16 protein-coding genes are annotated in these 22695 nt (G+C 67.6%); 6 read left to right on the top strand and 10 right to left on the bottom strand.

Features of this window, described 5'->3' with window-relative positions:
- Positions 1 to 40: 40 nt before the first annotated feature.
- The 4 genes from ACREPD_RS08495 to arcA form a co-directional block, all read right to left on the bottom strand.
- Complete coding sequence (locus ACREPD_RS08495) at positions 41 to 1459, bottom strand: efflux transporter outer membrane subunit (RefSeq protein WP_431598909.1); 1419 nt, start codon at positions 1457 to 1459, stop codon at positions 41 to 43.
- Positions 1452 to 4616: a multidrug efflux RND transporter permease subunit gene (locus tag ACREPD_RS08500; protein ID WP_431598910.1), complete on the bottom strand. Its 3165-nt coding sequence runs from the start codon at positions 4614 to 4616 to the stop codon at positions 1452 to 1454. The genes ACREPD_RS08495 and ACREPD_RS08500 overlap by 8 nt, the downstream gene beginning before the upstream one ends.
- A complete protein-coding gene (locus ACREPD_RS08505; RefSeq protein ID WP_431598911.1) occupies positions 4613 to 5773 on the bottom strand; it encodes an efflux RND transporter periplasmic adaptor subunit in 1161 nt (386 codons plus the stop codon). The genes ACREPD_RS08500 and ACREPD_RS08505 overlap by 4 nt, the downstream gene beginning before the upstream one ends.
- A gap of 79 nt (positions 5774 to 5852) precedes the next feature.
- Positions 5853 to 7103, bottom strand: coding sequence for an arginine deiminase (gene arcA / locus ACREPD_RS08510; protein ID WP_431598912.1), 1251 nt, complete (start codon positions 7101 to 7103; stop codon positions 5853 to 5855).
- A gap of 312 nt (positions 7104 to 7415) precedes the next feature.
- Between arcA and ACREPD_RS08515 the strand changes: the two genes are divergently transcribed.
- From ACREPD_RS08515 to ACREPD_RS08525, 3 genes are all read left to right on the top strand, one after another.
- The gene (locus ACREPD_RS08515; protein WP_431598913.1) at positions 7416 to 7877 is read left to right on the top strand and encodes a glycine zipper 2TM domain-containing protein; all 462 of its coding nucleotides are present in this window, start codon (positions 7416 to 7418) and stop codon (positions 7875 to 7877) included.
- 78 nt (positions 7878 to 7955) lie between these two features.
- On the top strand, positions 7956 to 8450 hold the full coding sequence (locus ACREPD_RS08520; RefSeq protein WP_431598914.1) for a DUF6491 family protein: 495 nt from the start codon (positions 7956 to 7958) through the stop codon (positions 8448 to 8450).
- A 13-nt stretch (positions 8451 to 8463) separates the two neighbouring features.
- A complete protein-coding gene (locus tag ACREPD_RS08525; RefSeq protein WP_431598915.1) occupies positions 8464 to 9015 on the top strand; it encodes a TIGR00645 family protein in 552 nt (183 codons plus the stop codon).
- Between the two features lie 7 nt (positions 9016 to 9022).
- Here ACREPD_RS08525 and ACREPD_RS08530 read toward each other — a convergent pair whose 3' ends face one another.
- From ACREPD_RS08530 to ACREPD_RS08540, 3 genes are read right to left on the bottom strand one after another with little or no spacing between them, the layout of a single operon-like run.
- A complete protein-coding gene (locus ACREPD_RS08530) occupies positions 9023 to 10720 on the bottom strand; it encodes an alpha/beta hydrolase (protein ID WP_431598916.1) in 1698 nt (565 codons plus the stop codon).
- 23 nt (positions 10721 to 10743) lie between these two features.
- Entirely contained in the window at positions 10744 to 12171 is a 1428-nt protein-coding gene (locus ACREPD_RS08535; protein ID WP_431598917.1) for a basic amino acid/polyamine antiporter, read from the bottom strand.
- 33 nt (positions 12172 to 12204) lie between these two features.
- The gene (locus ACREPD_RS08540; protein WP_431598918.1) at positions 12205 to 13629 is read right to left on the bottom strand and encodes a basic amino acid/polyamine antiporter; all 1425 of its coding nucleotides are present in this window, start codon (positions 13627 to 13629) and stop codon (positions 12205 to 12207) included.
- A 272-nt stretch (positions 13630 to 13901) separates the two neighbouring features.
- Between ACREPD_RS08540 and ACREPD_RS08545 the strand changes: the two genes are divergently transcribed.
- Positions 13902 to 14330 (top strand): PAS domain-containing protein, encoded by a 429-nt coding sequence (locus ACREPD_RS08545; protein WP_431598919.1) that lies wholly within the window; start codon positions 13902 to 13904, stop codon positions 14328 to 14330.
- Positions 14327 to 15868, top strand: coding sequence for a flavodoxin domain-containing protein (locus tag ACREPD_RS08550; RefSeq protein ID WP_431598920.1), 1542 nt, complete (start codon positions 14327 to 14329; stop codon positions 15866 to 15868). The genes ACREPD_RS08545 and ACREPD_RS08550 overlap by 4 nt, the downstream gene beginning before the upstream one ends.
- 3 nt (positions 15869 to 15871) lie before the next feature.
- On the opposite strand, the gene ACREPD_RS08555 is transcribed toward ACREPD_RS08550, so the two are convergent.
- The 3 genes from ACREPD_RS08555 to fusA form a co-directional block, all read right to left on the bottom strand.
- A complete protein-coding gene (locus tag ACREPD_RS08555; RefSeq protein WP_431598921.1) occupies positions 15872 to 16657 on the bottom strand; it encodes a helix-turn-helix domain-containing protein in 786 nt (261 codons plus the stop codon).
- A 20-nt stretch (positions 16658 to 16677) separates the two neighbouring features.
- Positions 16678 to 17598 carry a M14 family metallopeptidase gene (locus tag ACREPD_RS08560; RefSeq protein WP_431598922.1) on the bottom strand — a complete coding sequence of 307 codons (921 nt, stop codon included), beginning with the start codon at positions 17596 to 17598 and terminating at the stop codon, positions 16678 to 16680.
- A gap of 136 nt (positions 17599 to 17734) precedes the next feature.
- Positions 17735 to 19771 carry an elongation factor G gene (gene fusA, locus ACREPD_RS08565; protein WP_431598923.1) on the bottom strand — a complete coding sequence of 679 codons (2037 nt, stop codon included), beginning with the start codon at positions 19769 to 19771 and terminating at the stop codon, positions 17735 to 17737.
- A gap of 585 nt (positions 19772 to 20356) precedes the next feature.
- On the opposite strand from fusA, the gene ACREPD_RS08570 reads away from it, so the two are divergent.
- Entirely contained in the window at positions 20357 to 22558 is a 2202-nt protein-coding gene (locus tag ACREPD_RS08570) for a TonB-dependent siderophore receptor (protein ID WP_431598924.1), read from the top strand.
- Positions 22559 to 22695: the final 137 nt, after the last annotated feature.

The following is a 22695-nucleotide window of genomic DNA, read 5'->3' on the forward strand; positions in this document are numbered from 1 at the left end:
GGAAGGCGGCCCTCGCTGGGAAGTCGAAAACACGAATGGATCAGTCGACGGGAATCACCCGCTCGCCCTGCCCGCCGCCCAGTGCGGCGTACAGGTTCACGGCGTCCTGCAACGCGGCTGCGCGCAGCTGCAGCAGGTTCTGTTCGGCGGCGAAGTGGTTGCGCTCGGCATCGAGCACTTCCAGGTAGGGGGTGAGGCCCACGTCGTAGCGGTCGTGCGCGGTGACGACCAGCGCCTGCTGCACCTCCACCGCGCGGATCTGGGCCTGGATCTGCAGGTCGTTCTGTTCGGCGGCGACCAGCCCGCTGGCGACTTCGCGGAAGGCGTTCTGCACGGTGGACTGGTAGGCCACTTCGCGCTCGTCGCGGCCGGCATTGGCGCCGTCCACGCGCGCGCGGCGCGCGCCCCAGTCGAGCAGCGGCAGCACCGCGCCGGCACCGAACGACCACACCCGGTTGCTGTCCGAGACCAACCCGGACAGGTCGCTGGAGGCATAGCCCCCTGCACCGGTCAGGGCGATGATGGGGAAGTACAGGGCCCGCGCGACGCCGATGTTGGCGTTGGCCGCCCTCAGCTGGTGTTCGGCCAGGCGCACGTCCGGGCGCGCCTCGAGCAGCGCCGACGGCAGACCGGGATCGAGCTGGGTGAGCTGTGCGCCCGGGTCGAGCGGCAGTCCCGCCGGCAGCGTCGGCGGCAGCGGCGTGCCAACCAGGAACTGCAGCAGTTGCAACGCCTGCCCCTGGGTGCGGCGCAGCTGCGCCAGCTGCAGCTCGGTCTGGGTGACCAGCGCGTAGGACTGATTGAAATCGATGGACGAGGTCAGCCCGGCGTCCATGCGCAGCTGCGCCAGCTCCAGCGTTTCCTTGCGGCTGGCCAGCGAACGCTCGGCCAGCACAATGCCCTCATCACTCGCCCGCACCGCGTAGTAGGTCGCCGCCACGTTGGACACCAGCGAGAGCTCGGCCGTGTTGCGCGCCTCGACAGTGGCCAGGTACTGGCGCCGCGCGACTTCGTTGAGGTTGGCCACGCGGCCCCAGAAATCCAGCTCGAACGACGGAATGCCTACCTGCACGGCGTAGCTGTCCACCGTCACCCGCGGCGCGCCGTCGGCCGAGCTGAGCGGCGTGCGCAGCCGTTGCCCGGAGGCACTGGCATCCAGCCCGGGCAGGCGCTGGCTGCGCTGGATGCGGAACTGCGCACGGGCCTGTTCAATGCGCGCGGCTGCGCCAGCCAGGTCGCGGTTGTAGAGCAACGCCTGGCCGATCAGGTCACGCAATGCCGGGTCGTGGAAGAAGTTCTGCCACGCGATCGTCGGCGCGGCCGCGCCCGCGGCGGAGCCCGGCGGAAACTGCGCCGGCATCGGTGCGTCCGGGCGCACATAGTCGGGCGCCAGGTTGCAGCCGCACAGCTGGCAGGCCACCAGCACCGCACCCGCGCGCCAGGGCATGCGCCTAGGCATCGGCGCCCTCCTTCGCTGCAGGCGGCGCAGGCGGCGCGTCCGCCGGATCGACGGTGCGGGCGCGCGCGCGGCGGCGCAGCAGGAAGTAGAACAGCGGGGTAAAGAAGATGCCGAACAGGGTGGCGCTGAGCATGCTGCCGAGCACGCCGGTACCCACCGCCTGGCGGCTGGCGGCGCCGGCCCCGGTGGCGATCACCAGCGGCACCATGCCCACGATGAAGGTCAGGCTGGTCATCAGGATCGGGCGAAGCCGCTGCCTCGCCGCCTGCAGGACCGCGTCCTTGACCGGCACCCCGCGCGCCTCCTCGTCCAGCCCGAACTGCACGATCATGATCGCGTTCTTCGCGGCAAGACCAATGATGGTCACCAGGCCCACCGTGAAGTAGACATCCGCAGACATGCCCCGCGCCCCGGTGAAGACCACGGCGCCGAGGATGCCCAGCGGCACCACCAGCAGCACGATCACCGGGGTCACCCAGCTCTCGTACAGTGCCGCCAGCAGCAGGAAGGCGACGATGAAGGCCAGGCCCAGCAGCATGCCGACCTGGCCGGAGGCCTCGCGCTCCTCGCGCGCGGTGCCGGTCCACTCATGCCGCATGCCTGGCGGCAGCACGTCGTCGGCGATGCGTTCCATCTCCTGCAGGGCCGCGCCGCTGGACACCCCGGGCGCGCCCTGCCCCGACACCGTGGCCGACAGGAACCCGTTGTAGCGCTCCACCTGCTGCTCGCCGACCGTCCAGCGGGTGGTGGCAAACGCGGAGAACGGCACGGACTGGCCGTTGTTGCCAATCACCCGCAGGTCGGACACGTCCTCGGCACGCATGCGCTGCTCGGCGTCGCCCTGAATGAACACCCGCAGCACGTTGCCCTGGCGCACGAAGTCGTTGACGTAGGCCGAGCCGAACATGATGCCCAGCGCCTGGTTGACCTGCGACAGCTGCACGCCCAGTGCGCGCGCCTGGGTGCGGTCGATGTCCACGAACAGCTGCGGGGCGCGCGGCATGCCTTCGGGGCGCACACCGGTGAGCCGGTCACTCGCCGCCGCCCGCGCGGTGATACCCATGGCGGCTGCACTCAGCCCGGGGCCACCGATGCCGCTGCGGTCTTCGATCTTCATGCTGAAGCCCGACGCATTGCCCAGCGACTGGATCGCAGGAGGATTCAACGCGAACACCTGCGCCTGCGGGATGCGGGTGAATGCCGCGCTCATGCGCGCCGCCAGCGACATGGCGCTGCGCTCATTGCCGCTGCGCTCGGCCCAGGGATGCAGGTCGACGAAGGACATGCCGACCGCCTGGCCCTGGCCGAAGAAGCTGAAGCCGATCACCGTGGCGACATTGCGAACCTCCGGCTGCTGGCGCAGGATCGCCTCGGCCTGCTCCGCCGCCGCGCGGGTGCGGTCCATGGTCGCGCCGGGTGCGGCGTTGTAGGCCACGAAGATGTAGCCCTGGTCCTCGGTCGGCAGGAACCCGCCGGGCAGGCGCGCGTACAGTACACCGGTGATCAGCGTCACCCCCACGAACACCACGATCCACAGCCAGGGCCGCAGCAGCATGCTGCCGACCCACCCGGTGTAGCGGCGGGTGCTGCTGTCCAGGCCCGTGTTGATGGCGCTGAACAGGCGGCGGCCGGGGCCGCCCTTGCCCACCTGCTCCGTGGCCGGCCGCAGCATCGCGCCGCAGATCGCCGGTGCCAGGGTCAACGAGAGGATGGTGGAGACCACCAGCGACACGCTCAGGGTGACCGCGAACTGGCGGTAGATGCCGCCGGCGGAGCCGGGGAAGAAGCCCATCGGAATGAACACCGCCAGCAGCACCAGCGTGGTGGCGATGATCGCGCCGGTGAGCTGCCCCATCGCCTTGGCGGTGGCCTCGCGCGGCGGCAGGTCTTCCTCGCGCATGATCCGCTCGACGCTCTCGACGATCACGATGGCATCATCGTTGAGGATGCCGATGGCCACCACCATGGCGAACAGCGACAGCAGGTTGATGGACACGCCAAACGCGAGCAACCCGAGGCACGCGCCGAGCAGCGACACCGGCACCACGATGGTGGGCACGAACACCGCACGCCAGCTCTGCAGGAACAGCAGCACCACGATGGAGACCAGCACCAGCGACTGCACCATGGTGACGGCCACGCCGTTGACCGATTCGGTGATGAAGGGCGTAGTGTCGAACGGGGTAGTCCAGTGCATGCCGTCCGGGAAGCTGGCTTCCAGGTCTTTCATGCGCTGGCGCACCGCTGTGGCGGTGGAGAGCGCGTTCGCACCGGTCGCCAGCGAGACCGCCAGGCCGGCGGTCTCCTGCCCGTTCAAGCGCAGGTTGAAGGCGTAGTTGTCGTTGCCCAGTTCCACCCGCGCCACATCGCCCAGCCGCACCGTCGCCGCCCCGGGAGTGGCGCGGATGATGACCTGGCGGAACTGCTCGGGCGTGCTGAAGCGCCCGCGCATCACGATCTGCGCGGTGGTCTCGGTCGACGGCGTGGTCGGCTGCAGGCCCAGGCCGCCGCCGGCGGTCTGCGCGTTCTGCTCGCGCACCGCCGCCATCACCTCGCCCGGCGAGATGCCGTAGCTGACCAGCTTCTCCCGGTCCAGCCAGATCCGCATCGCGTAGCTGGAACCGAACAGCGTCACATCGCCCACGCCATGCACACGACGCAGCTCGTCGGCGATATTGCTGTTGGCGTAGTCGCCCAGTTCCAGTGCCGAATAGCGGCCCTTGTCGGACTGCAGCGAAATCAGCATCAGGAAGCCGTTGCTGGCCTGGGTGACCCGGACGCCCATCTGCCGCACTTCATCGGGCAGCCGCGGCTCCACCCGGGCCAGGCGGTCCTGCACCTGCGAACGGGCGATATCCAGGTCGGTGCCGCTGCGGAAGGTCACCCGGATCTGCGCGGTGCCGTTGGCGCGGCTGGTGGAGGTCATGAACAGGAAGTCGTCCACGCCACTCAGTTCGTTCTCGATCACCGAGGTGACGGTGCGGTCCAGCGTCTGCGCATCGGCACCGACGAAGGTGGCCGAAATGCTCAACGACGGCGGCGCCACGTCCGGGTACTGCTCCACCGGCAAGCTGATCAACGCGATGCCACCGAACAGGATGGCGAACAGCGCGATCACCCACGCCAGCACCGGCCGGTAGACGAAATAGCCACTCATGGGGCTTTGGCCTTCGCCTTGGCATCGGGAGCGTTCTGGATCGCCACTGGCTGGCCCGGCTGGATCTTGTGCCAGCCATCGACGATGACCTTGTCGCCCGGGGTGAGCCCGGACTGCACCACCCAGCGTCCGCCGGCCTGACCGGCCAGGGTGACGGCGCGGCGCACGGCGACGTTTTCATCGTTGACCAGCATGACGGACGCTTCATCCTCGCCCACCTGGATGGCGCGCTCGGGCAGGCTGGTGCCGTTGCGGATGCTGCCCATGGCCAGGATGCCGCGCACGAACTGGCCGGGCAGCAACCGGCCATTGGGGTTGGCGAAGCGTGCGCGCAGCGTGCGGCTGCCGGTGGCCGGGTCGATGGCGGTTTCGCTGAAGTCCACCACACCGGCTTCAGGCAGGCGTTCGCCGCCCTCCAGCAGGATGGTCACCTGCACATGCTTGTTGTCGCCCACGTCGATGCGACCGTCGGCGACGCCGCGCTCCAACTCGTTCATGGCGATGTTGGAGGGGTTGAAGATGACGAACGCCGGGTCGACCTGGTCGATCCTTGTCAGCAGCGTTGCGGCGGCGGCGCTGACCAGCGCGCCTTCGCTGACCTGCGCACGCCCGGTGCGGCCCTTGATCGGCGCCCGCACGATGGCATGGTCAAGCTGCAGGGTGGCGCGGTCCACCGCCGCCTGCGCCTCCATCAACGCCGCGTCGGCCTGGCGGAACGAGGCCTGTGCCGATTCGTATTCCTGCACGCTCACCGCCTTGCGCTGCACCAGCGTGGACAGCCGTGCCCGCATGGACGATGTCTGTGCCCGTGCGGCCTTGGCCGAGGCGAGGGAGGCACGCGCCTGCTGCAGGCGTGCCTGCAGATCGCGCGGATCGATCTGGAACAGCGGTGCGTTGGCCTGCACTTCGGTGCCGTCCACGTACAGCTGGCGCTCCACGATGCCGTCGGCACGCGCGCGCACTTCGGCCGAGCGGCTGGCCTCTACCCTGCCTGGCAATTCCACCAGGTTGGGCACGACCTGCGCCTTGACCACTTCCACCGCCACCAGCGTCGGGGGCCGCCCGCCGCCGTCCGGCCCACTGCCGCGCCCGCAGCCCGCCGCCAGCGCAACCGCCACCAGCAGCCATGCACGCGCCATCCACCCAATGGATTGCATCCCTCTGGCCTCCGCGGTGTCGTACGGCGGCACGGCACGGGGCCGGCCGCAGTACGAGGAAGTGTCGGTAACGCCGTGCCTAGAAAGACACCGGGTCGCGGATCAACGGACACGTCATGCAGTGGCCGCCGCCTCGACCACGCCCCAGCTCGGCCCCGACGATGCTGATCACTTCGATCCCCTGCTTGCGCAGATCGGTATTGGTCTGCGTGCTGCGGTCGTAGGCGACCACAACGCCCGGCGCCATCGCCACCAGGTTGTTGCCGCTGTCCCACTGCGAGCGCTCGGCCGCATAGCGGTCCCCGCCCGATTCGACGATGCGCAGCTGCTTGAAGCCCAGCGCCTCGGCGACCACGTCGTTGAAGTGCTTCTTCTCGAACACGATCTCGAAGCCGGGCGCCTTGTCGCTGGGGTGCAGCGATACGGTGTGGATCTGGTCGACGATACCGGGGAACACCGTCACCACGTCGCGGTCGGCGAAGGTGAACACCGTATCCAGGTGCATTGCCGAGCGCAGCTTGGGCATCACCGCCACGATCACGCGCTTGGCCGCGCCATTCTTGAACAACGACTGGGCCAGCTGGGTGATGGCCGTGCGCGAGGTGCGCTCGCTCATGCCCACCAGCACCACGCCGTTGCCGGGCACCAGCACATCGCCGCCTTCCAGCGTGGCATTGCCGTAGTCCTGGGTGGGGTCACCGAACCAGATCGGGAACTTGGCCGTCGCGAAATCGGGATGGAATTTGTAGATGGACGTGGTGAGGATGGTTTCCTCGTGCCGCGCCGGCCAGTACAGCGGATTGAGCGTCACGCCCTGATAGATCCAGCACGTGGTGTCGCGGGTGTACAGCGTGTTCGGCAGCGGCGGCAGCAGGTAGCCGACGATGTCGGGCTGGGCACGCGCGGCCTGCAGCGTGGGGCCGGCAAAGTCATCGGGCAGGTCGAATACGCTCAGGCCACCGATCAGCGTTTCTGCCAGCTGGCGCGCCGGCAGCGCCTGCAGGTAGGCACGCACCTCGGACATGAATTCCACGCCTACTTCGTTGGCGTTGATCTGGTGGTCGAGGATCCAGTTGCGGGCATCGTCGATCTCCAACGTCTCGGTCAACAGGTCATGCATTTCCACCACGTCGACGCCCCGGGCGCGCATCTTGGACATGAAATCGAAGTGGTCGCGCTTGGCGTTGTCGACCCAGATCACGTCATCGAACAGCAGGTCGTCCTTGTTGCGCGGGGTCAGCCGGCTGTGCGCCATGCCGGGTGCGCACACCATTACCTTCTTGAGGACGCCCACTTCCGAATGAACGCCATAGACAGTTGAACTGGACATTGCAGACTCTCCGTTTCACAAGGATAAACAGGGAAAGCACAGCCTCCGCCTGTCGTCGCGGGGGCCACCGGATGTGTCGTCGATGTGTGCAGAACTATTCCCAAAAAGGTAATGCGCACGTGAACGTCGGAATCTGGATAGTCGCCGGAAACGCCTGAAAACCCGGCATGTGTTGCGCCTGCTGGCATCGCCCAGGTTTTCACATCGCCGTTACTGGTCGCGTAGTTAATCGCTGCCTCATGGAGCAGGTTTTCTCGGCCAGGATGGCGGGCCAGTCCGTACTACCTCGCATTCATTCGATGGAGAAATACGATGAAACTTCGACATGCAGGCACCGCAACGGCGCTGCTGGCGTCTGCCCTGTTGTTGGGCGGCTGCGCCACCCACACCACCCCCAGCACGTTCAACCGCTCCGAGGTAGGCCGCGCCCAGGACGTGCAGACGGGCACCGTGCAGTCCATCCGCGCGGTGCAGATCCAGAATGACTCGCGTGGCGTGGCCACCCTGGTCGGCGCCGGCATCGGTGGCGTCGCCGGCAGTTCCATCGGCGGCGGCAGCCGGGCCAACACCATCGGCGCGATCGCCGGTGCGGCGGCCGGTGGCGCGGCAGGCAACGCCTTGGCACGCGGCGCCCGCAATGGCGTGGAGATCACCGTGCAGCTGGAAAACGGACGAACCGTCGCGGTGGTCCAGGACGGCAACCCGTCCGACTACCGGGTGGGCGACCGCGTAAGGGTTTCCAGTGATGGTACGACTACCCGCGTCAGCCGCTGACCCGGGCATACCCCTGATGACCACGCCCGTCCCGTGCGGACGGGCATGTCACCGCGCTGTGCAGCCGAAGGAACCGTCATGCGCTCCCTGCTGATGACCCTGCTCGCCGTCGCCACCCTGGCCGGGTGCGCGACCACGCCTTCCATGACCACCCAGGAACGCTTCAACCTCTACGTACAGCACGCAGGCCCGCCGGTGCAGTCCTTCCAGCTCGCCCGCTTCGTGCGCCAGACCCAGTGGACGCCGCTGGGCGACCGTGCGCTGGCGGTGTGGACCACCCAGAGCCGCGGGCATCTGTTGGAGCTGCGTGGGCGCTGCTCAGGCCTGGCCATTGCACACACGGTGGAGATCACCAATTCGTTCGGCACGGTCAATGCGCGCTGGGACAGCGTGGTTCCGCGCACCATGAGCGTGGCTATGCCGCAGTCCTGCCGCATCATCCGGATCCGTCCGCTCGACGGCACCGCGATCCGCGATGCACGCCGCGAAATGCGCAATACGATCTACGGCAACCGCCCCGCCGACCTGGTGGAGGATACCGGGCCGGATGTGTCCGATCGGTTCGAAGACTGAGGGCTGAGCCGCCATGCCGCTGGAACGCCTACGCGGCCTTTTCCGCCGCAACGTATCGCGCAGTCTGTTCGATGCGCGATGGATCATGGCGCCTTTCTACTTCGGGCTGGTGGTGGCGCTGCTGCTGCTGTTGTTCGTGTTCCTGCGCCAGCTGGCGACCTACGTGATGCACATTGCCGATCTGGGGCCCTCCGACGCGGTGTTGCTGGCGCTGTCGCTGATCGACATGTCGCTGGTGGCCAACCTGCTGTTGATCGTCACGCTGGCCGGTTACGAAAACTTCGTGACCCGGATCGATTCCGGCCAGGAACGCCGCCCAGCCTGGATGGGCACGGTCGACTTCGGCGCGATGAAGACCAAGCTGATGGGATCGATCATTGCGATCTCGGCCATCGCGCTGCTGCGCATCTTCATGAAGCTGGAGGAAGGGCTGGTGGTCGAACCGGAGGTGTTGCGCTGGATGTCGGTGATCCACGGCATGCTGCTGCTGTCGGCGCTCATCCTGGCGGTCATCGAACGCCTGTCCCAGCAGACCCGGACGCCGCGGCCGCCTCGCGAGCCCTGAGCGCCGCTCAGCCGCCCGCCGCGCTGCGCCGCCGTTCGATCTCCTGCCGGCGCAGCGGGTCCAGCAGGTCCTGCAGGCGCCTTGTGTCGACCGCGCTCCAGTCCTGCGTGCCCAGCACCGCCTGCCACCCGGCCACATAGTGCGCGGGTGCGAAGACATGCCCGTAGCCCATCGGGGTGCGGTCGGCCAGCAGCATGTCCAGCGCCAGCTGCAGCATGCTCACCAGCGGGTACCAGCGCACGGCCGGGGAGACATCCGGCGCGCGTGGCTCGGCCATCCAGTCGGGCTGCCGCCAGGCGTCGTAGGGGGTGAAGAACGTGATCGGGTCACTGGCGTACTGCAGGTAGACCACCCGCATCCGCCCCCACGGCGCATCCTCGGGTACGGGCGTGCCGGTCTGGTTCATGAAACGCACCGCGCGGCTGTCACGGAACACCGGTAGCCATTCGGGTGAGCCGGCGTTGCGCTGGTCGGTGGTCTGCCGCCACGTGCGCGTGGCGAACGGTGGCCCGCTCCACAGTGCGCCGTCGATCGGGGTGTCGATCATGTCGAACAGGTTGACCGAGCGTTCGGAGTTCATCGCTCCAAGGCTCAAGCCGTGCACGTAAAGTTTTGGCCGCGTCGCCACCGGCAGCGTGCGCCAGTACGCGTACACCTCGGCGAACAGCAGGCGCGAGGTTTCCTCGCCGTACTCCGGCTCCACCAGCAGCGACAGCGGGCTGGACAGGTACGAGTGCTGCACCGCCACGCTGGCGACGTCGCCGTGCAGCAGGTATTCGAGGCTGTCCACTGCAGCCGGATCCACCCAGCCGGTACCGGTGGGGGTGATCACCACCAGGCTGGAGCGCTCGAAGCCCCCCTGCCGCTGCAGTTCGCGCAGCGCGAGGCGCGCACGCGCGCGTGCATCGCCGGCCGCCGGCAGGCCTGCGTAGACGCGAATCGGCTGCAGCGCCGGCCGGCCAGTGAACGCCGCGATCTGCGCCGCGTCCGGCCCGGCGCTCACATAGTCACGCCCTGCCCTGCCCATCTGCTCCCAGACCACCAGCGACCCGGGGCCGCCGGTGCTGCCGGGCCTGGTGGGCGCCTGTGCCTCGGGCGGTATGAGCGCATCGGCCTTGCGGAACGATGCATCGGCCGCATGCAGCGCCCCTCGCAGCAGCACGCCGTTGGCAATGTTGAAGAACAACACGGCGGCGACCACCAGGCCCAGCAGCCGCGCCACCGGTGCCGGCATGATCCGCCGCGACAGCGCGCCCACGCGACGCGCCACCCAGGCGAACGCGCGCCCAACCATCAGCAGCAGCACGAATACCAGGAAGGCAATGGTCAGCAGGCGCAGCGAGAAGCCCTCGTCCATCGGCGGCAGCCCCATCACGGCGCGCACGGAGTCCTGCCAGGGCCGTACCCACCACGCGGTCAGCGCGCATGCCAGCAGGCTCACCCACGGCAGCCAGCGCAGCACCCGCTGCAGGCGCCCTCTGCCCAGCTCGGGCAGCTGCAGCCGGCGCCACAGCGCAGCCAACCCCACGCCAATCAGGTACCCCACCGCGAAGCACACCCCGGAAAGCAGCCCCTGTGCGACGTAGCCGCGCGGCACCAGGCTCGGCGTGAGCGAAGCGATGAAGCACAGCGAGCCGATCACCTGTCCGGTCCGGCACAGCGGGCCGCGATACGGCGCGGTCAGGCGCGCCAGCAGGGAACGCAACGGTGAGGCCCCAAGCACCGCGCTCACAGGCGCAGCCATCCGCTGGCGAGCCCGACCACGGCGGTCACCGCCATCGCGCACAGCAGCAGCAGCACCGCCCATTCCAGCGGGCGGAAGGCGATGCCGCGGTGGCGCTGCCACGCCCAGAACAGGAGTGAGCCGGGCACGTACAGCAGGCTGGACAGCAGCAGGTAGCGGCTGCCGCCGGCCATCAGCATGGCAATGGCGTAGAGCGTGGCGATGCCGGCGATCCAGCGCATCCGCGCGTGTGCCGCCGCATCGGGCCCACCTTCCGCGCCGAACGACAACTTGAGCTGGTAGGCCGCCACCAGCAGGTACGGCACCAGCGTCATCGCACTGGTCATCTTCAACGCCAGCGTAAAGGCGTAGTCGGCAAACCAGCTCACCAGCAGGAACGCCTGGATGACGCCGTTGGTCAGCCACAGGGCGGCGTCCGGCACCCCGGCGCGATTCTCGCGGGCCAGTGCGCGCGGCATGGCGTCGTTGAGCGCGGCCGAATGCAGTACCTCGGCCGCCAGCAGCGACCAGGACAGGTAGTTGCCCAGCACCGAGATCAGCAGGCCGATACTGATGAACAGCCCGCCCCAGCGGCCTGCAATCGCCTCCATCACCCCGGCCATGGACGGGGTCGCCAACGCAGCCAGGTCCGGGCGCAGCAATACGCCGTACGACAGGATGGTGACCATCACCAGCAGGCAGAGCACGCCCAGGAAGCCGGCAACGGTGGCGATGCCCACGTCCTCGCGCCGGCGCGCGTGCCGCGAGTACACACTGGCACCCTCGATGCCGACGAACACGAACACCGTCAGCAGCAGCGTGCCGCGGGTCTGGTCCCACAAGGTGCCGATACCGGGCGGTTCGCCGCCCCACAGGTTCAGCGCGAACACGTCGGCGCGGAAGCCGATGAACAGGAACACGATGAACACCGCCAGCGGCACCAGCTTCGCCACGGTCGCGATGGTGTTGATCAGCGCGGCCTCCTTGATGCCGCGCAGGATCAGGAAGTGGAAGCCCCACAGCAGGACCGACGCGGAGACGATCGCCACCACCGTGGTGCCGTCGCCCAGGGCAGGAAAATACTGCCCCAGCGTGGCCTTGATGAGGATCAGGCAGGCCACGTCGGCCAGGCAGCAGCCCAGCCAGTAACCGACCGCCGAAAGCAGGCCGGCGTAGTCGCCGAAGCCGGCGCGCGCGTAGGCGTAGATGCCGGTGTCGAGCTCCGGCTTCAGTCGGGACAGCGACTGGAACACGAACGCCAGCATCAGCATGCCGGTGCCGGCGATGGCCCATGCCAGCAGCGCACCGTTCACGCCGGTATTGGCAGCAAACGCCGCGGGCAGCGCGAAGATGCCCGACCCGATCATGGAGCCGACCACCAGCGCGGTCAGTTCCAGCAGCGACAGCTTGCGGCTTCCCACGGCGGGGCTCATCGCGGCTCGATCCTTATTCGGGCGGGAAACGCATCAGATCTGGATGTACCCCGTCGCGATCCAGTACACGCCGACCACCGCGGCGACCACCGCCACGACCAGGATGATCCAGTCCGATGCCTTGGTGAAGATCTTCTCGCCCTGCTCATGGCGCGCCCAGAAGTACAGCAGGCTGCCGGGCGCGTACAGCACCGCCGAGAGCACGATGAACTTGATGCCACCGGCATACAGCAGGAACGTGGTGTAGATGGTGGCCAGCACCGCCAGGGTAAGATCGCGCCCGCGCTCGTTGGGCCGCTCGTTGTAGGTCTCGCCGCGCCGCGTGAGCTGCAGGCCGTAGGCGGCCACCAGCAGGAACGGAATCAGCGACATGGCGCTGGTCAGGTTGAGCATCAGCGAGAACGCATCGCGCGACCAGTAGGTGCTGATCACGATCAGCTGGATGATGATGTTGGTCGCCCACAGCGCCGCCGACGGCACCCCGTTGGCGTTTTCCCGCGCGAAGATCGCCGGCATGTCCTTGGTGCGTGCCGCCGCCGACAGCACCTCGGCGCAGATCAGCGACCAGGCCAGGTACGCGCCCAGCACCGACACCATCAACCCGACGCTGACGAACACCGCGCCCCAATGGCCTACGACGGCCTCAAGCACGGTGGCCATGGACGGCTGGCGCATGCCGGCGATGTCGGCGCGCTCCAGCACCGCAAACGGAAGCAGCGTCACCAGCACCATCAGCGTGGTCACCACCAGGAAGCCGGTGATGGTGGCCGCGCCCACGTCCTTGCGTTCTTTGGCGTAGCGCGAGTACACGCTGGCACCTTCGATACCCAGGAACACGAAGACCGTGACCAGCATGGTCGCGCGAACCTGCTCGAAGATGCCGCCCTCCAGGCCACCGCCGTAGAAGTTGAACTGGAACACGTCCATCTTCATCGCAAAGGCCATGATGACCAGGAACACCACGATGGGAATGACCTTGGCGATGGTGACGATCTTGTTGATCGCAGCGGCCTGCTGCACGCCGCGCAGGATCATGAAGTGGAACAGCCAGATACCGGCCGATGCCACCAGGATCGCCACCACGGTATTGCCGTCGCCGAAGATCGGGAAGAATGCCCCGAGCGTGGACTTGATCAGCACCCAGTACGAGACGTTGCCGATACAGCTGCCGATCCAGTAACCGAATGCGGAGAGGAACCCCGGGTAGTTGCCGAACCCTTCCTTGGCGTAGGCGAACACGCCCGCGTCCAGGTTGGGTTTGCGTTCGGCCAGCATCTGGAAGACACGGGCCAGCGTGTACATGCCCAGGCCGGCGATGGTCCAGGCGACGACCGCGCCCAGGGGCCCGGTAGCGCTGGCGAAGGTGCGGGGAAGGGAAAATATGCCTGCGCCGATCATGCCGCCTACCACCATGGCGGTCAGTTGCGTGCGCGTCATCTTCACGACGTTCGAGGACATGGCCAGCGTCCGCATGCAGGTTGGGCATTCAGGATGGCGAATAAATCGTAACGTCGACGTGAGATGCGGCTCAGTATTTCCCGCACATTCCCAACCGCGCGACGCGACTATCCGATATCCGTCGAAATGGGCTGTTCATCCTGCCCCGGACGCTCACCGCCCCCTGCGACCACCGGTCGCACACCTACCCGGGCGCGTCTTGACCAATGTCAGGGCCGGCGATGCCGCGTCCGTCGATTCTGTCCAGGAACCGACACCCACAGGAACCTGCGATGTCCTACCAGCCCGACACCACCCAGCTGTTGAACGCCCTCCAGAACGTCATGGTGATCTCCACCACCGACCTGCAGGGCAACATCACCTATGCCAACGACCTGTTCTGCAGCCTCACCGGCTTCCAGCGCGAGGAGCTGATCGGCCAGCCGCACAGCATCGTGCGCCACCCGGACGTGCCCAAGGCGGTCTACAAGGACATGTGGGACACCATCAAGGCCGGAAAGACCTGGACCGGCATCGTGCCCAACCTGGGCAAGGGCGGCGTGCTGTACGTGGTGGACACCACCGTGCAGCCGCTGTACGACGCGGCGGGCCAGATCAATGCCTACATCAGTATCCGCCGCGTGGTGAACGACCTGATGGCCAACTTCGATGCGGTCGAGTACAGCAAGGAGAAGTTCGACGCGTTCTACGAGGTCGCGTGAACGCCGCCGCCCCCATCCAACGCGTGCTGGTGGGCTACGGCTCCGAATCCGGCAACGCCCGCGCCCTGGCCCATTGCCTGGGCGCGTTCCCGGCCCTGCAGGCGCACGCGCCGCAGGTGCTGCCCTTCAACGACATCGATGTGGGCAGCCTTGGGCCCGGCGATGTACTGCTGGCCCTGTCCAGTTCCTTCGGCGATGGCGAGCCGCCCGCGAATGCCGAGCGTTTCGCGGAGGCCCTGCGCCAGGCCCCTGCCCTGACCGGCCTGCGCTATGCCGTGTTCGGGTTGGGCGACACCGGCTACCCGCGCTTCTGTGGCTTTACCAAGGCACTGGACACCCTGCTGGTGGAGCGCCACGCCCACCCGATCATGCACCGGGTGGACGCCGATGCCAGCTACGAGCAGTTCTTCCAACGCTGGATGCCGGTGCTCGGCGAGGTGCTCAACGGCCAGCCCGATGCCGGGCGCGACCTGCACCTGCAGGTCACCGCCTACGGCGAGGACAACGCGTTCAACGCGCCGGTCATTGCACGCCAGCGGCTGAGCAGCAGCACGCCGGCCGCCTGGCACGTTGAGCTGGACCTGCGCGGCAGCGGCATTGCGTACCGCGCGGGCGACACGTTGCATGTGATCGCGCCCAACGATCCGGCCCTGCTCGCCGCGCTGGCCGAGTGGTACGCCGACCCGCAGGCCATCGAACTGCTGCGGCACAAGGAACTGCGCCAGCTCGGCAAGACGCTGCTGCGCGAGCTGGCCCGACTGGGCGGCAGCGACGTACTGAAGGGGCTGTTCAAGATCAGCCAACGCCCCGCGTTGGACGCCTATCTGCACGGCAGCGACCTGCTGGACGTGCTCGATGACCATGCCACGCCGGACAGCGTGCCGCTGGCCCGCCTGGTCGACCTGCTCTCGCCCTGCCTGCCCCGCGCCTACTCCATCGCTTCGGCAGCAGGCGATACGGTGGCGCTCTGCATCCGCGAGGTGGCCTATGTGCATCGCGGACGTGATCGTCGCGGAACCGCCACGGCTCACCTGTTGAGCGACGCCAACACGGTTCGCGTGTACTGCCGTTCCAATCCCGGTTTTCATCTGCCCGCCGATGCGGCGGCGCCCCTGCTGCTGATCGGCACCGGCACCGGCATCGCGCCCTTGATGGGACTGGTACGTGAACTGCAGGCCTCCGGCAGCCAACGCGAGGTGCATCTGCTGTTCGGCGAGAAGCATCGCGAACATGATTTTCTGTACGGCCAGACCCTGCAGGCGTGGCAGGCGTCGGGCCAGCTCGCGAGCCTGCGCACCGCGTTCTCCCGCGACGGGGCCGCCAAATACTACGTCCAGCATGCAGTGGCCGACCACGCAGACGCCTATGCCGACCTCCTGGCACGCGGCGCTCACCTCTATCTATGCGGCAGCAGGCAGCACCTGGACACCGCCATCCCACCGGCAATCAACGCGATTGCCGCGGACATGGACGTGGATGCCCTGCCCGCATGGGCGCGCCTGCGTGCAGAAGGTCGCCTGCACTGCGAGCTGTATTGAACCTCAGCCGGCCGCGTCGGCGGCGCTGGCCTCCCCGGCGCTGGCCAATGCGGCCAGGCGTTCGGGCTGCAGCAGGGTGATGTCACGCTGGTTCACGGCGATACCCTGCTCGTCGCTGAGCCGGCGCAGCACGCGGCTGACGGTCTCCGGCGCCATCCGCAGGTAGTTGGCGATATCTACCCGCGACATGGTCAGCTTGAACCGCGTCGCCGAGAAGCCTCGCCGGGCATAGCGCTCGGAAAGATCCAGCAGGAACGCCGCAATGCGCGCCTCGGTGCGATGGTTGGCCGCCAGCGTGGTCACCTTGCCGATCTCGGCGCTGAGCAGGCTGAACAACTGCGCCTGCAGGCCCGGCATGCGCGTGGCCAGCACGCTCATCTTCGGGAACGAGAACCGGCACAGATGCACCGTATCCAGCGCCACGGCGTTGCAGGGATAGCGTCCGCCGTGAATCGCGTTGAGCCCGATTACCTCCCCGGGAAGACTGAACCCGAGGATCTGTTCATTGCCCTGGCTGTCCAGGATGAAGGTCTTGACCATGCCCGCGCGCACCGCCGCGATGGCATCGAACGGGTCCCCCGTGCGGAACAGGTACTCGCCCGCGCGGAAGGGGCCGACGTGGTCGACCAGCACGTGCAGTTCGGCCAGTGCGCTCTTGTCGTACCCCTGCGAGGTGCAGGCGTCGGAGAACGCACAGGTGCTGCAGAAATGCAGCGCGTCGCCGTCGTCCGCCGCAGCGGGATTGGGCGTGGCGCGCGGCGCGGTCACGGCAGGAGGCAGCGTCGGCATGAACGTCGGTGGCCGCCGGCTCAGCCGTGGGCCAGCGCGAAATCCAGGCCGGCACGCACCGCCGCCACCTGGGCCGCGTTGCACTGCGCCGCGGTGGTGCGCGGGCTGTCGGGGTACACCTCGGTGGTGGTGGCAAAGCGCGCGTGGGTGAAGCCGGCGCAGGCGCCGATCGAACGCGATTCGCCCCACACCACGCCCGGCGACTGCAGCGGCAGGCCGACCAGGTTGCCGTGCGCATCGGCCGGAGCAATGTGGGTGATCGGCGCTACTGCGTCGATCAGCGCCTTCTGGAAGACCGGTTCCGGGTTCTCGCTGTTGCCGATGACGTAGAAACCGTCGGGAATGGATTCCGGCACCCATGCTTTGCCGTCGCGCGAGGCCAGTGCGGGATCGAACTCGTTGGCGTCGCTGTCGGTGGTCTCATGCAGGTCAAGGTGCACCAGCAGTTGGTCATCGCGCGCCGCGATCCAGTTCATCAGCGACGCGGACTCGACGATCAGGCCACCGTCACGGAAGCTGCGGTTCGGATCGAAGGCATCGCGGTTCCAGCGCTGGATGCGCTCGTAGCCCCACGGGCATACGCACGGGGCGACGATCAGATTCAGGCGACCGGCATACTCGTGGGCGTGCTCGCGCAGGAACTGCAGCGCGCCGTGCACGCCACTGGTTTCGTAACCGTGCACGCCGCCGGTGACCAGCGCGGTCGGCAATGCCGGGTCCCAGTCGCGGCTCATGGCCAGCAACAGCGGATAGGTGTCGGTGATGGATTCGAGCTGGCCGTACTGGACCACGTCCAGTGCATCGGGCAAGGCGTTCAGTACAGCGACCACATCGGCGGCGTAATGGCGTTGCACCACCTGGCGCGAGCGCCAGGCCGCGCGTTCGGTGTCACCCCAGGGTTGGCCGGGGGTGCCGACAGGATAGAAATGTGCGGTGGTCATGGCGTGCTCCTAAAACAGATGCACGTATTGTAGATGACCGGTTGTTGCGTAGGTTTGCAGAAGATCCGTAGAGCCACCCCATGGGTGGCTGTGGTGGGGAGCCGGTAAACCGGCTCCCCTGCCTTTTCTATCTACATCAAGCGGCTTGTACCTCTTCGTAGCCGTTCAGGCGCATGTCGCTCGATGCGCGGCCCTGGGTCAGCGAGCGCAGCGAGGTGGTGTAGCCCGACAACTGCGCCAACGGCGCGTAGCCCACCACTTCGGCACGGCCGCCCTGGTCCTCGATGGACGCAATGCGGCCACTGCGGCGGTTGAGGTCGCCGACCACGTCGCCGACATTCACCGACGGCACGTGGATCTGCACTTCCATCACCGGCTCCAGCAGGCGCGTACCGGCCTGCAGCAACGCCGCCTTCACGGCCTCGCTGCCGGCGCGGTGGAAGGCCGTGTCCGACGAATCCTTGGCATGGGTCTGCCCGTCGACCAGCGTCACCTCGATACCGACCACCGGATGGCCCTTCGGGCCTTCCGACAGCGCGGCACGCACGCCCTTCTCCACCGCCGCCACAAAACCGCGCGGAATCACCCCGCCCACGGTGAGGTCGACGAAGTGCACCTCGCCGTCCTCGCGCGGCGCCACGTCGATCAGCACCCGGGCGAACTGGCCCTGGCCGCCGGTCTGCTTGACCACCTTGCCTTCCACGCCGCGCAATGCCTGGCGCAGGGTTTCCTGGTAGGCCACGCGCGGCGCGCCGGTGGTGACGTTGACGCTCCATTCCGTGCGCAGGCGCTCGACCATCACCTCCAGGTGCAACTCGCCCATGCCCCAGACCAGGGTTTCACCGCTGTCCGGATCGGTATCGACACGGAACGACGGATCTTCCTGGGCCAGGCTCGACAGGCCCTGGCTGATCCGGATCAGGTCGGCCGATTTTTCCGCCGTCAACCGCCACGCCAGCACCGCCTGCTGCGCCTGGATGGTGTCCAGCAGCAGCGGCCGCGAGGGCGCACTCAGCGTTTCACCGCTCACCGCGTCCTTCCAGCCCAGCACCGCCACGATGTCGCCCGCCACGGCCTGCTTGATGTCGTGGGTCTGGTCGGCCTGCACGCGCACCAGCCGGCTCACCCGGCGACCGTGCGCATGCTGCGAACTGGCCAACGCATCACCCACCCGCAACGTGCCCGAGTACACCCGCACGAAGCTCAACGCACCGTGGTTCTGGTGCGTGATCTTGAACAGCAGTGCCGCCAGCGGACCCGCCGGATCCGGCGGCAGGCTTACCTCGCCTTCCGGCGAACCGGCCAGTACCGCAGGTCGATCCTCCGGCGATGGCAGGTAGTCCACGACCGCATCCAGCAGCGTCTCGATGCCCTTGCTCTTGAACGCGGCACCGGCCAGCACCGGCACGCCCGCACCGGCCAGCGTTGCCCGACGCAGCGCGGCGCGCAGCGTGGTGGCGTCGATGTCGGCGCCGTCCAGCCACGCCTCGGCCAGCGCGTCGTCGTGATTGCCAACGGCTTCGACCAGCAGCAGCCGACGCGGCTCCCACTCGGCCCGCTCATCGTCGGTCCACGGCGAACGCGTCGGCGTACCGGCATCGTCCCAGCGCACCGCCGTGCGATCCACCAGGTCAACCCAGCCGCTGAACTGGCTTTCGGCGCCCAACGGAATGCCGAGCGCCCACGGCCGCGCCTGCAGCTTGTCCTCAAGTTGCGCCAGCACACGGTCGAAGGAGGCACCGATGCGGTCCATCTTGTTGACGAAGGCGATCATCGGCACGCCGTGACGGCGCGCCTGGTGCCACACCGTCTCGGACTGCGGCTGTACGCCATCGACGGCAGAGAACACCGCCACCGCACCGTCGAGCACACGCAGCGAGCGCTCGACTTCAATGGCGAAGTCGATATGGCCCGGGGTGTCGATCAGGGTCAGGTGATGGATGGCCTCGCCACGCGGCGCCCAATGCGCCTGCACGGCCGCCGCGCCGATGGTGATGCCGCGCTCGCGTTCGATCGCCGAGAAGTCGGTGGTCGCCGCGCCATCGTGGACTTCGCCGACGCGATGGATCTCGCCGGTTTTCCACAGCAGGCGTTCGGTAAGGGTGGTCTTGCCGGCGTCGATATGGGCAATGATGCCGAGGTTGCGCCGGAGGTTTTGGGTCTGGGTGTTCATAAGAGGGGTCTCGCTGCTGCCAACATCAGGGAGCCGCACGCCGCCGTTGGCTAACGGGCGTGCGGCCAGGTTTGGGGCTCGGCGATCTGGTGCATGGCACGTTCTCCTTCATGTGGTAGTGCAACGGTGGGTCGGGAAACCCGGAAACGAAAAGAGCGCCCGATGGGCGCTCTGTCTGGGGTCCTGCGGTGATCAGAAATCGATCAGCCGCCAGAGGAGCCGCGAGGCAGACGCGCCCGTCCCGCGAAAGTGCGGGTGCGAGTAAAAAACGTCAGGAGCGGCATCGAGTTCATGGCGGCGGTTGAAAGGATCTGCGGCGAATTCTAGACCTCTGATCCGCGCTTGCAAGCGGTTTTCCGCTGCATGGATGGAACACTGACGGCCATCGCCGCCAAACATTCTCACTGACAGCAACAAACCCCGCCTGTTCCAGTCTCGTATATGCGAATAGGTCGCAATTGCATCTTTTCCGGAAGTCCATAGAATAAGCAGCCAACGTCGCTTCGCGACAACAACGACGCTGGCAGTGGCCCGGGCCACATGCGTTTGGCCAGCGCCAGCGCTCCTTTGGTTCCGGATCCCCTCATGACCGCCTCCCCTGCTTTCTCCCGCCGGTTGCGTCCCAACCTGCTTGCCCTCGCCTGCTGCATCGCCAGCGCCACCGCCGCACCGGTCGCCCTCGCGCAGGACGCCACCGCCCTGGATGCCGTGCAGGTCAACGCCTACCGCGCCGCCAACAGCACCAGCGGCGCCACCAAGACCAGCACCAGCATCGCGGAAACGCCGCAGTCCGTCGCCGTGATCGAACGCGCCGAACTGGACGCGCGTGGCGTGCAGTCGCTCAACGACGCCATGCGCTATGTGGCGGGCGTGAGCCTGGAAAGCAGCGGTATCGACAACCGCGTGGATGACTTCCGCATCCGCGGTTTCGATGCGGGCAGCTGGGCCAACAACGTAACCCTGGATGGCATGCGCGCACCGCAGGGCAGCCAGTGGAACCGCAGCATGTTCGACAGCTGGAACCTCGAGCGGGTCGAAGTGCTCAAGGGCCCTTCCGCCGTCATGTACGGCCAGGTCGCACCCGGCGGCATGGTCAATCAGGTCAGCAAGACCCCCACCCCGGACCAGCAGCAGCTTCTGCGCGTCGGCGTGGATGCCAACGGCCAGTACAACGCCGCGTTCGACGTCGGCACCGGCACCGGTGACAACGCCCAACTGCTGCGGCTGGTCGGCCTGTATCGCGACGGCGACACCCAGATCAAGCACACCGCGCAGGAGCACTGGTTCCTGGCGCCCAGCTACACCTGGCAGATCACCGAGCGCACCCGCCTCACCCTGCTTGGCATGTACCAGAAGGACGACGGCGGCTCGACCTACCAGTTCCTGCCCATGGCCGGCACCCTCAACGCCACGCCCTACGGCCACATGAAGAACAGCACCTTCATCGGCCAGCCGGACTGGAACACCTTCGACCGTACCCTGTGGACCGCGGGCTGGATGTTCGAACATCAGTTCAACGACCATCTCACCCTGACCCAGAACGCACGCCGCACCCACGTTGATTCGCTCTACCGCGGCGTGGTGACCTTCGGCGCGCTCAACGCCGACGGCCGCACCCAGAACCGGCGTGGTGTGCAGGGCACCGGCGATTCCGACGGCGACACCTTCGACACCCGCCTGCAGGCGCGCTTCAGCACCGGCGCCGTCGACCACACCGTCCTGCTCGGCTGGGACTGGCAGCGGGCGGACTGGGAAGGCGTGCGCAGCGCGATGACCAACCCGCGCGCCATCGACATCTTCGACCCGGTCTACTACCCCTACCAGCCCACCGTCACCACCGAAACGCCCACCGCCGGCATCAACCGGCAGAGCGGCGTGTACCTGCAGGACCAGCTGGCCGCGGGCAACTGGCGGCTGACGTTGGGCGGTCGCTACGACTGGACCAAGGACGACACCCTGAGCGCCACCCGCAACATCGCCACCGGCATCTCCCAGCCGGGCGCGCACAACGTCATCAAGAACGAGGCGTTCACCGGCCGCGCGGGCGTGCTGTATGTATTCGAGAACGGCCTCACCCCGTACGTGAGCTACGCCGAATCCTTCCAGCCCTCGACCAAATCGCCGCTGGACAGCTTCACCCAGACCGCGTTCGACCCGGTCACCGGTTCGCAGTGGGAGGCCGGCCTGAAGTACCAGCCGGCCAGCGTGGATGGCCTCGTGACCCTGGCCGTCTACGACCTCCGCCAGGAGAACATGATCGTCGACGACCCGGTCGCCAGCCATCGCAACTGCGGCGCCACCGGCACCGCCACCTGCTCCATCCAGGGCGATGAGGGGCGCGTGCGCGGCATTGAACTGGAAGGCCGCATCACCCCGATCGATGGCCTGAGCCTGATCGGCGCCGCCTCGCGCATGGAGTCGGAAATGCTGCGTTCGCCCGCCTACAAGGGCAAGCAACTGGCCATGGTCCCCGACTACAGCGCCTCGTTCTGGGCGGACTACACCTTCCAGGCCGGCGCGTTGCGTGGCCTGAGCCTGGCCGCGGGCGCGCGCTACAACGGCGTCAGCTACGGCGACAGCGCCAACCTGTACCGCATTCCGTCCTACACCCTGTTCGACGCCGCCCTGCGCTACGACCTGGGTCAGCACGGCAACACCCGCGTGCAGCTGGCGCTCAACGCGAGCAACCTGGCGGACAAACGCTATGTATCCACGTGCACCGGTGTGTCGTCGTGCTACTACGGCAGTGGCCGTACCGTGACGGCCACCGCCACCTTCGGCTGGTAATCCGCGCGCACATCAGCCACGCATGGCGTGGCTCTACGGCGGCGGGAACCGCCGTTGATCTATCTCGGCCACCGACCCACCGTCAGAGGGTCGGCGGGGGTGGGTTTGCGGGACTGTAGAAAACATGGGTCCGGCGC

The organism is Stenotrophomonas sp. (genome assembly GCF_050737075.1).
Taxonomy (GTDB): Bacteria; Pseudomonadota; Gammaproteobacteria; order Xanthomonadales; family Xanthomonadaceae; genus Stenotrophomonas.

Excerpts from the sequence above, each read along its gene's own strand:
- ACREPD_RS08495 (WP_431598909.1), bottom strand. The coding sequence starts at position 1,459 with ATGCCTAGGCGCATGCCCTGGCGCGCGGGTGCGGTGCTGGTGGCCTGC.
- ACREPD_RS08500 (WP_431598910.1), bottom strand. The coding sequence starts at position 4,616 with ATGAGTGGCTATTTCGTCTACCGGCCGGTGCTGGCGTGGGTGATCGCG.
- ACREPD_RS08505 (WP_431598911.1), bottom strand. The coding sequence starts at position 5,773 with ATGCAATCCATTGGGTGGATGGCGCGTGCATGGCTGCTGGTGGCGGTT.
- arcA (WP_431598912.1), bottom strand. The coding sequence starts at position 7,103 with ATGTCCAGTTCAACTGTCTATGGCGTTCATTCGGAAGTGGGCGTCCTC.
- ACREPD_RS08515 (WP_431598913.1), top strand. The coding sequence starts at position 7,416 with ATGAAACTTCGACATGCAGGCACCGCAACGGCGCTGCTGGCGTCTGCC.
- ACREPD_RS08520 (WP_431598914.1), top strand. The coding sequence starts at position 7,956 with ATGCGCTCCCTGCTGATGACCCTGCTCGCCGTCGCCACCCTGGCCGGG.
- ACREPD_RS08525 (WP_431598915.1), top strand. The coding sequence starts at position 8,464 with ATGCCGCTGGAACGCCTACGCGGCCTTTTCCGCCGCAACGTATCGCGC.
- ACREPD_RS08535 (WP_431598917.1), bottom strand. The coding sequence starts at position 12,171 with ATGAGCCCCGCCGTGGGAAGCCGCAAGCTGTCGCTGCTGGAACTGACC.
- ACREPD_RS08540 (WP_431598918.1), bottom strand. The coding sequence starts at position 13,629 with ATGTCCTCGAACGTCGTGAAGATGACGCGCACGCAACTGACCGCCATG.
- ACREPD_RS08545 (WP_431598919.1), top strand. The coding sequence starts at position 13,902 with ATGTCCTACCAGCCCGACACCACCCAGCTGTTGAACGCCCTCCAGAAC.
- ACREPD_RS08555 (WP_431598921.1), bottom strand. The coding sequence starts at position 16,657 with ATGCCGACGCTGCCTCCTGCCGTGACCGCGCCGCGCGCCACGCCCAAT.
- ACREPD_RS08560 (WP_431598922.1), bottom strand. The coding sequence starts at position 17,598 with ATGACCACCGCACATTTCTATCCTGTCGGCACCCCCGGCCAACCCTGG.
- fusA (WP_431598923.1), bottom strand. The coding sequence starts at position 19,771 with ATGAACACCCAGACCCAAAACCTCCGGCGCAACCTCGGCATCATTGCC.
- ACREPD_RS08570 (WP_431598924.1), top strand. The coding sequence starts at position 20,357 with ATGACCGCCTCCCCTGCTTTCTCCCGCCGGTTGCGTCCCAACCTGCTT.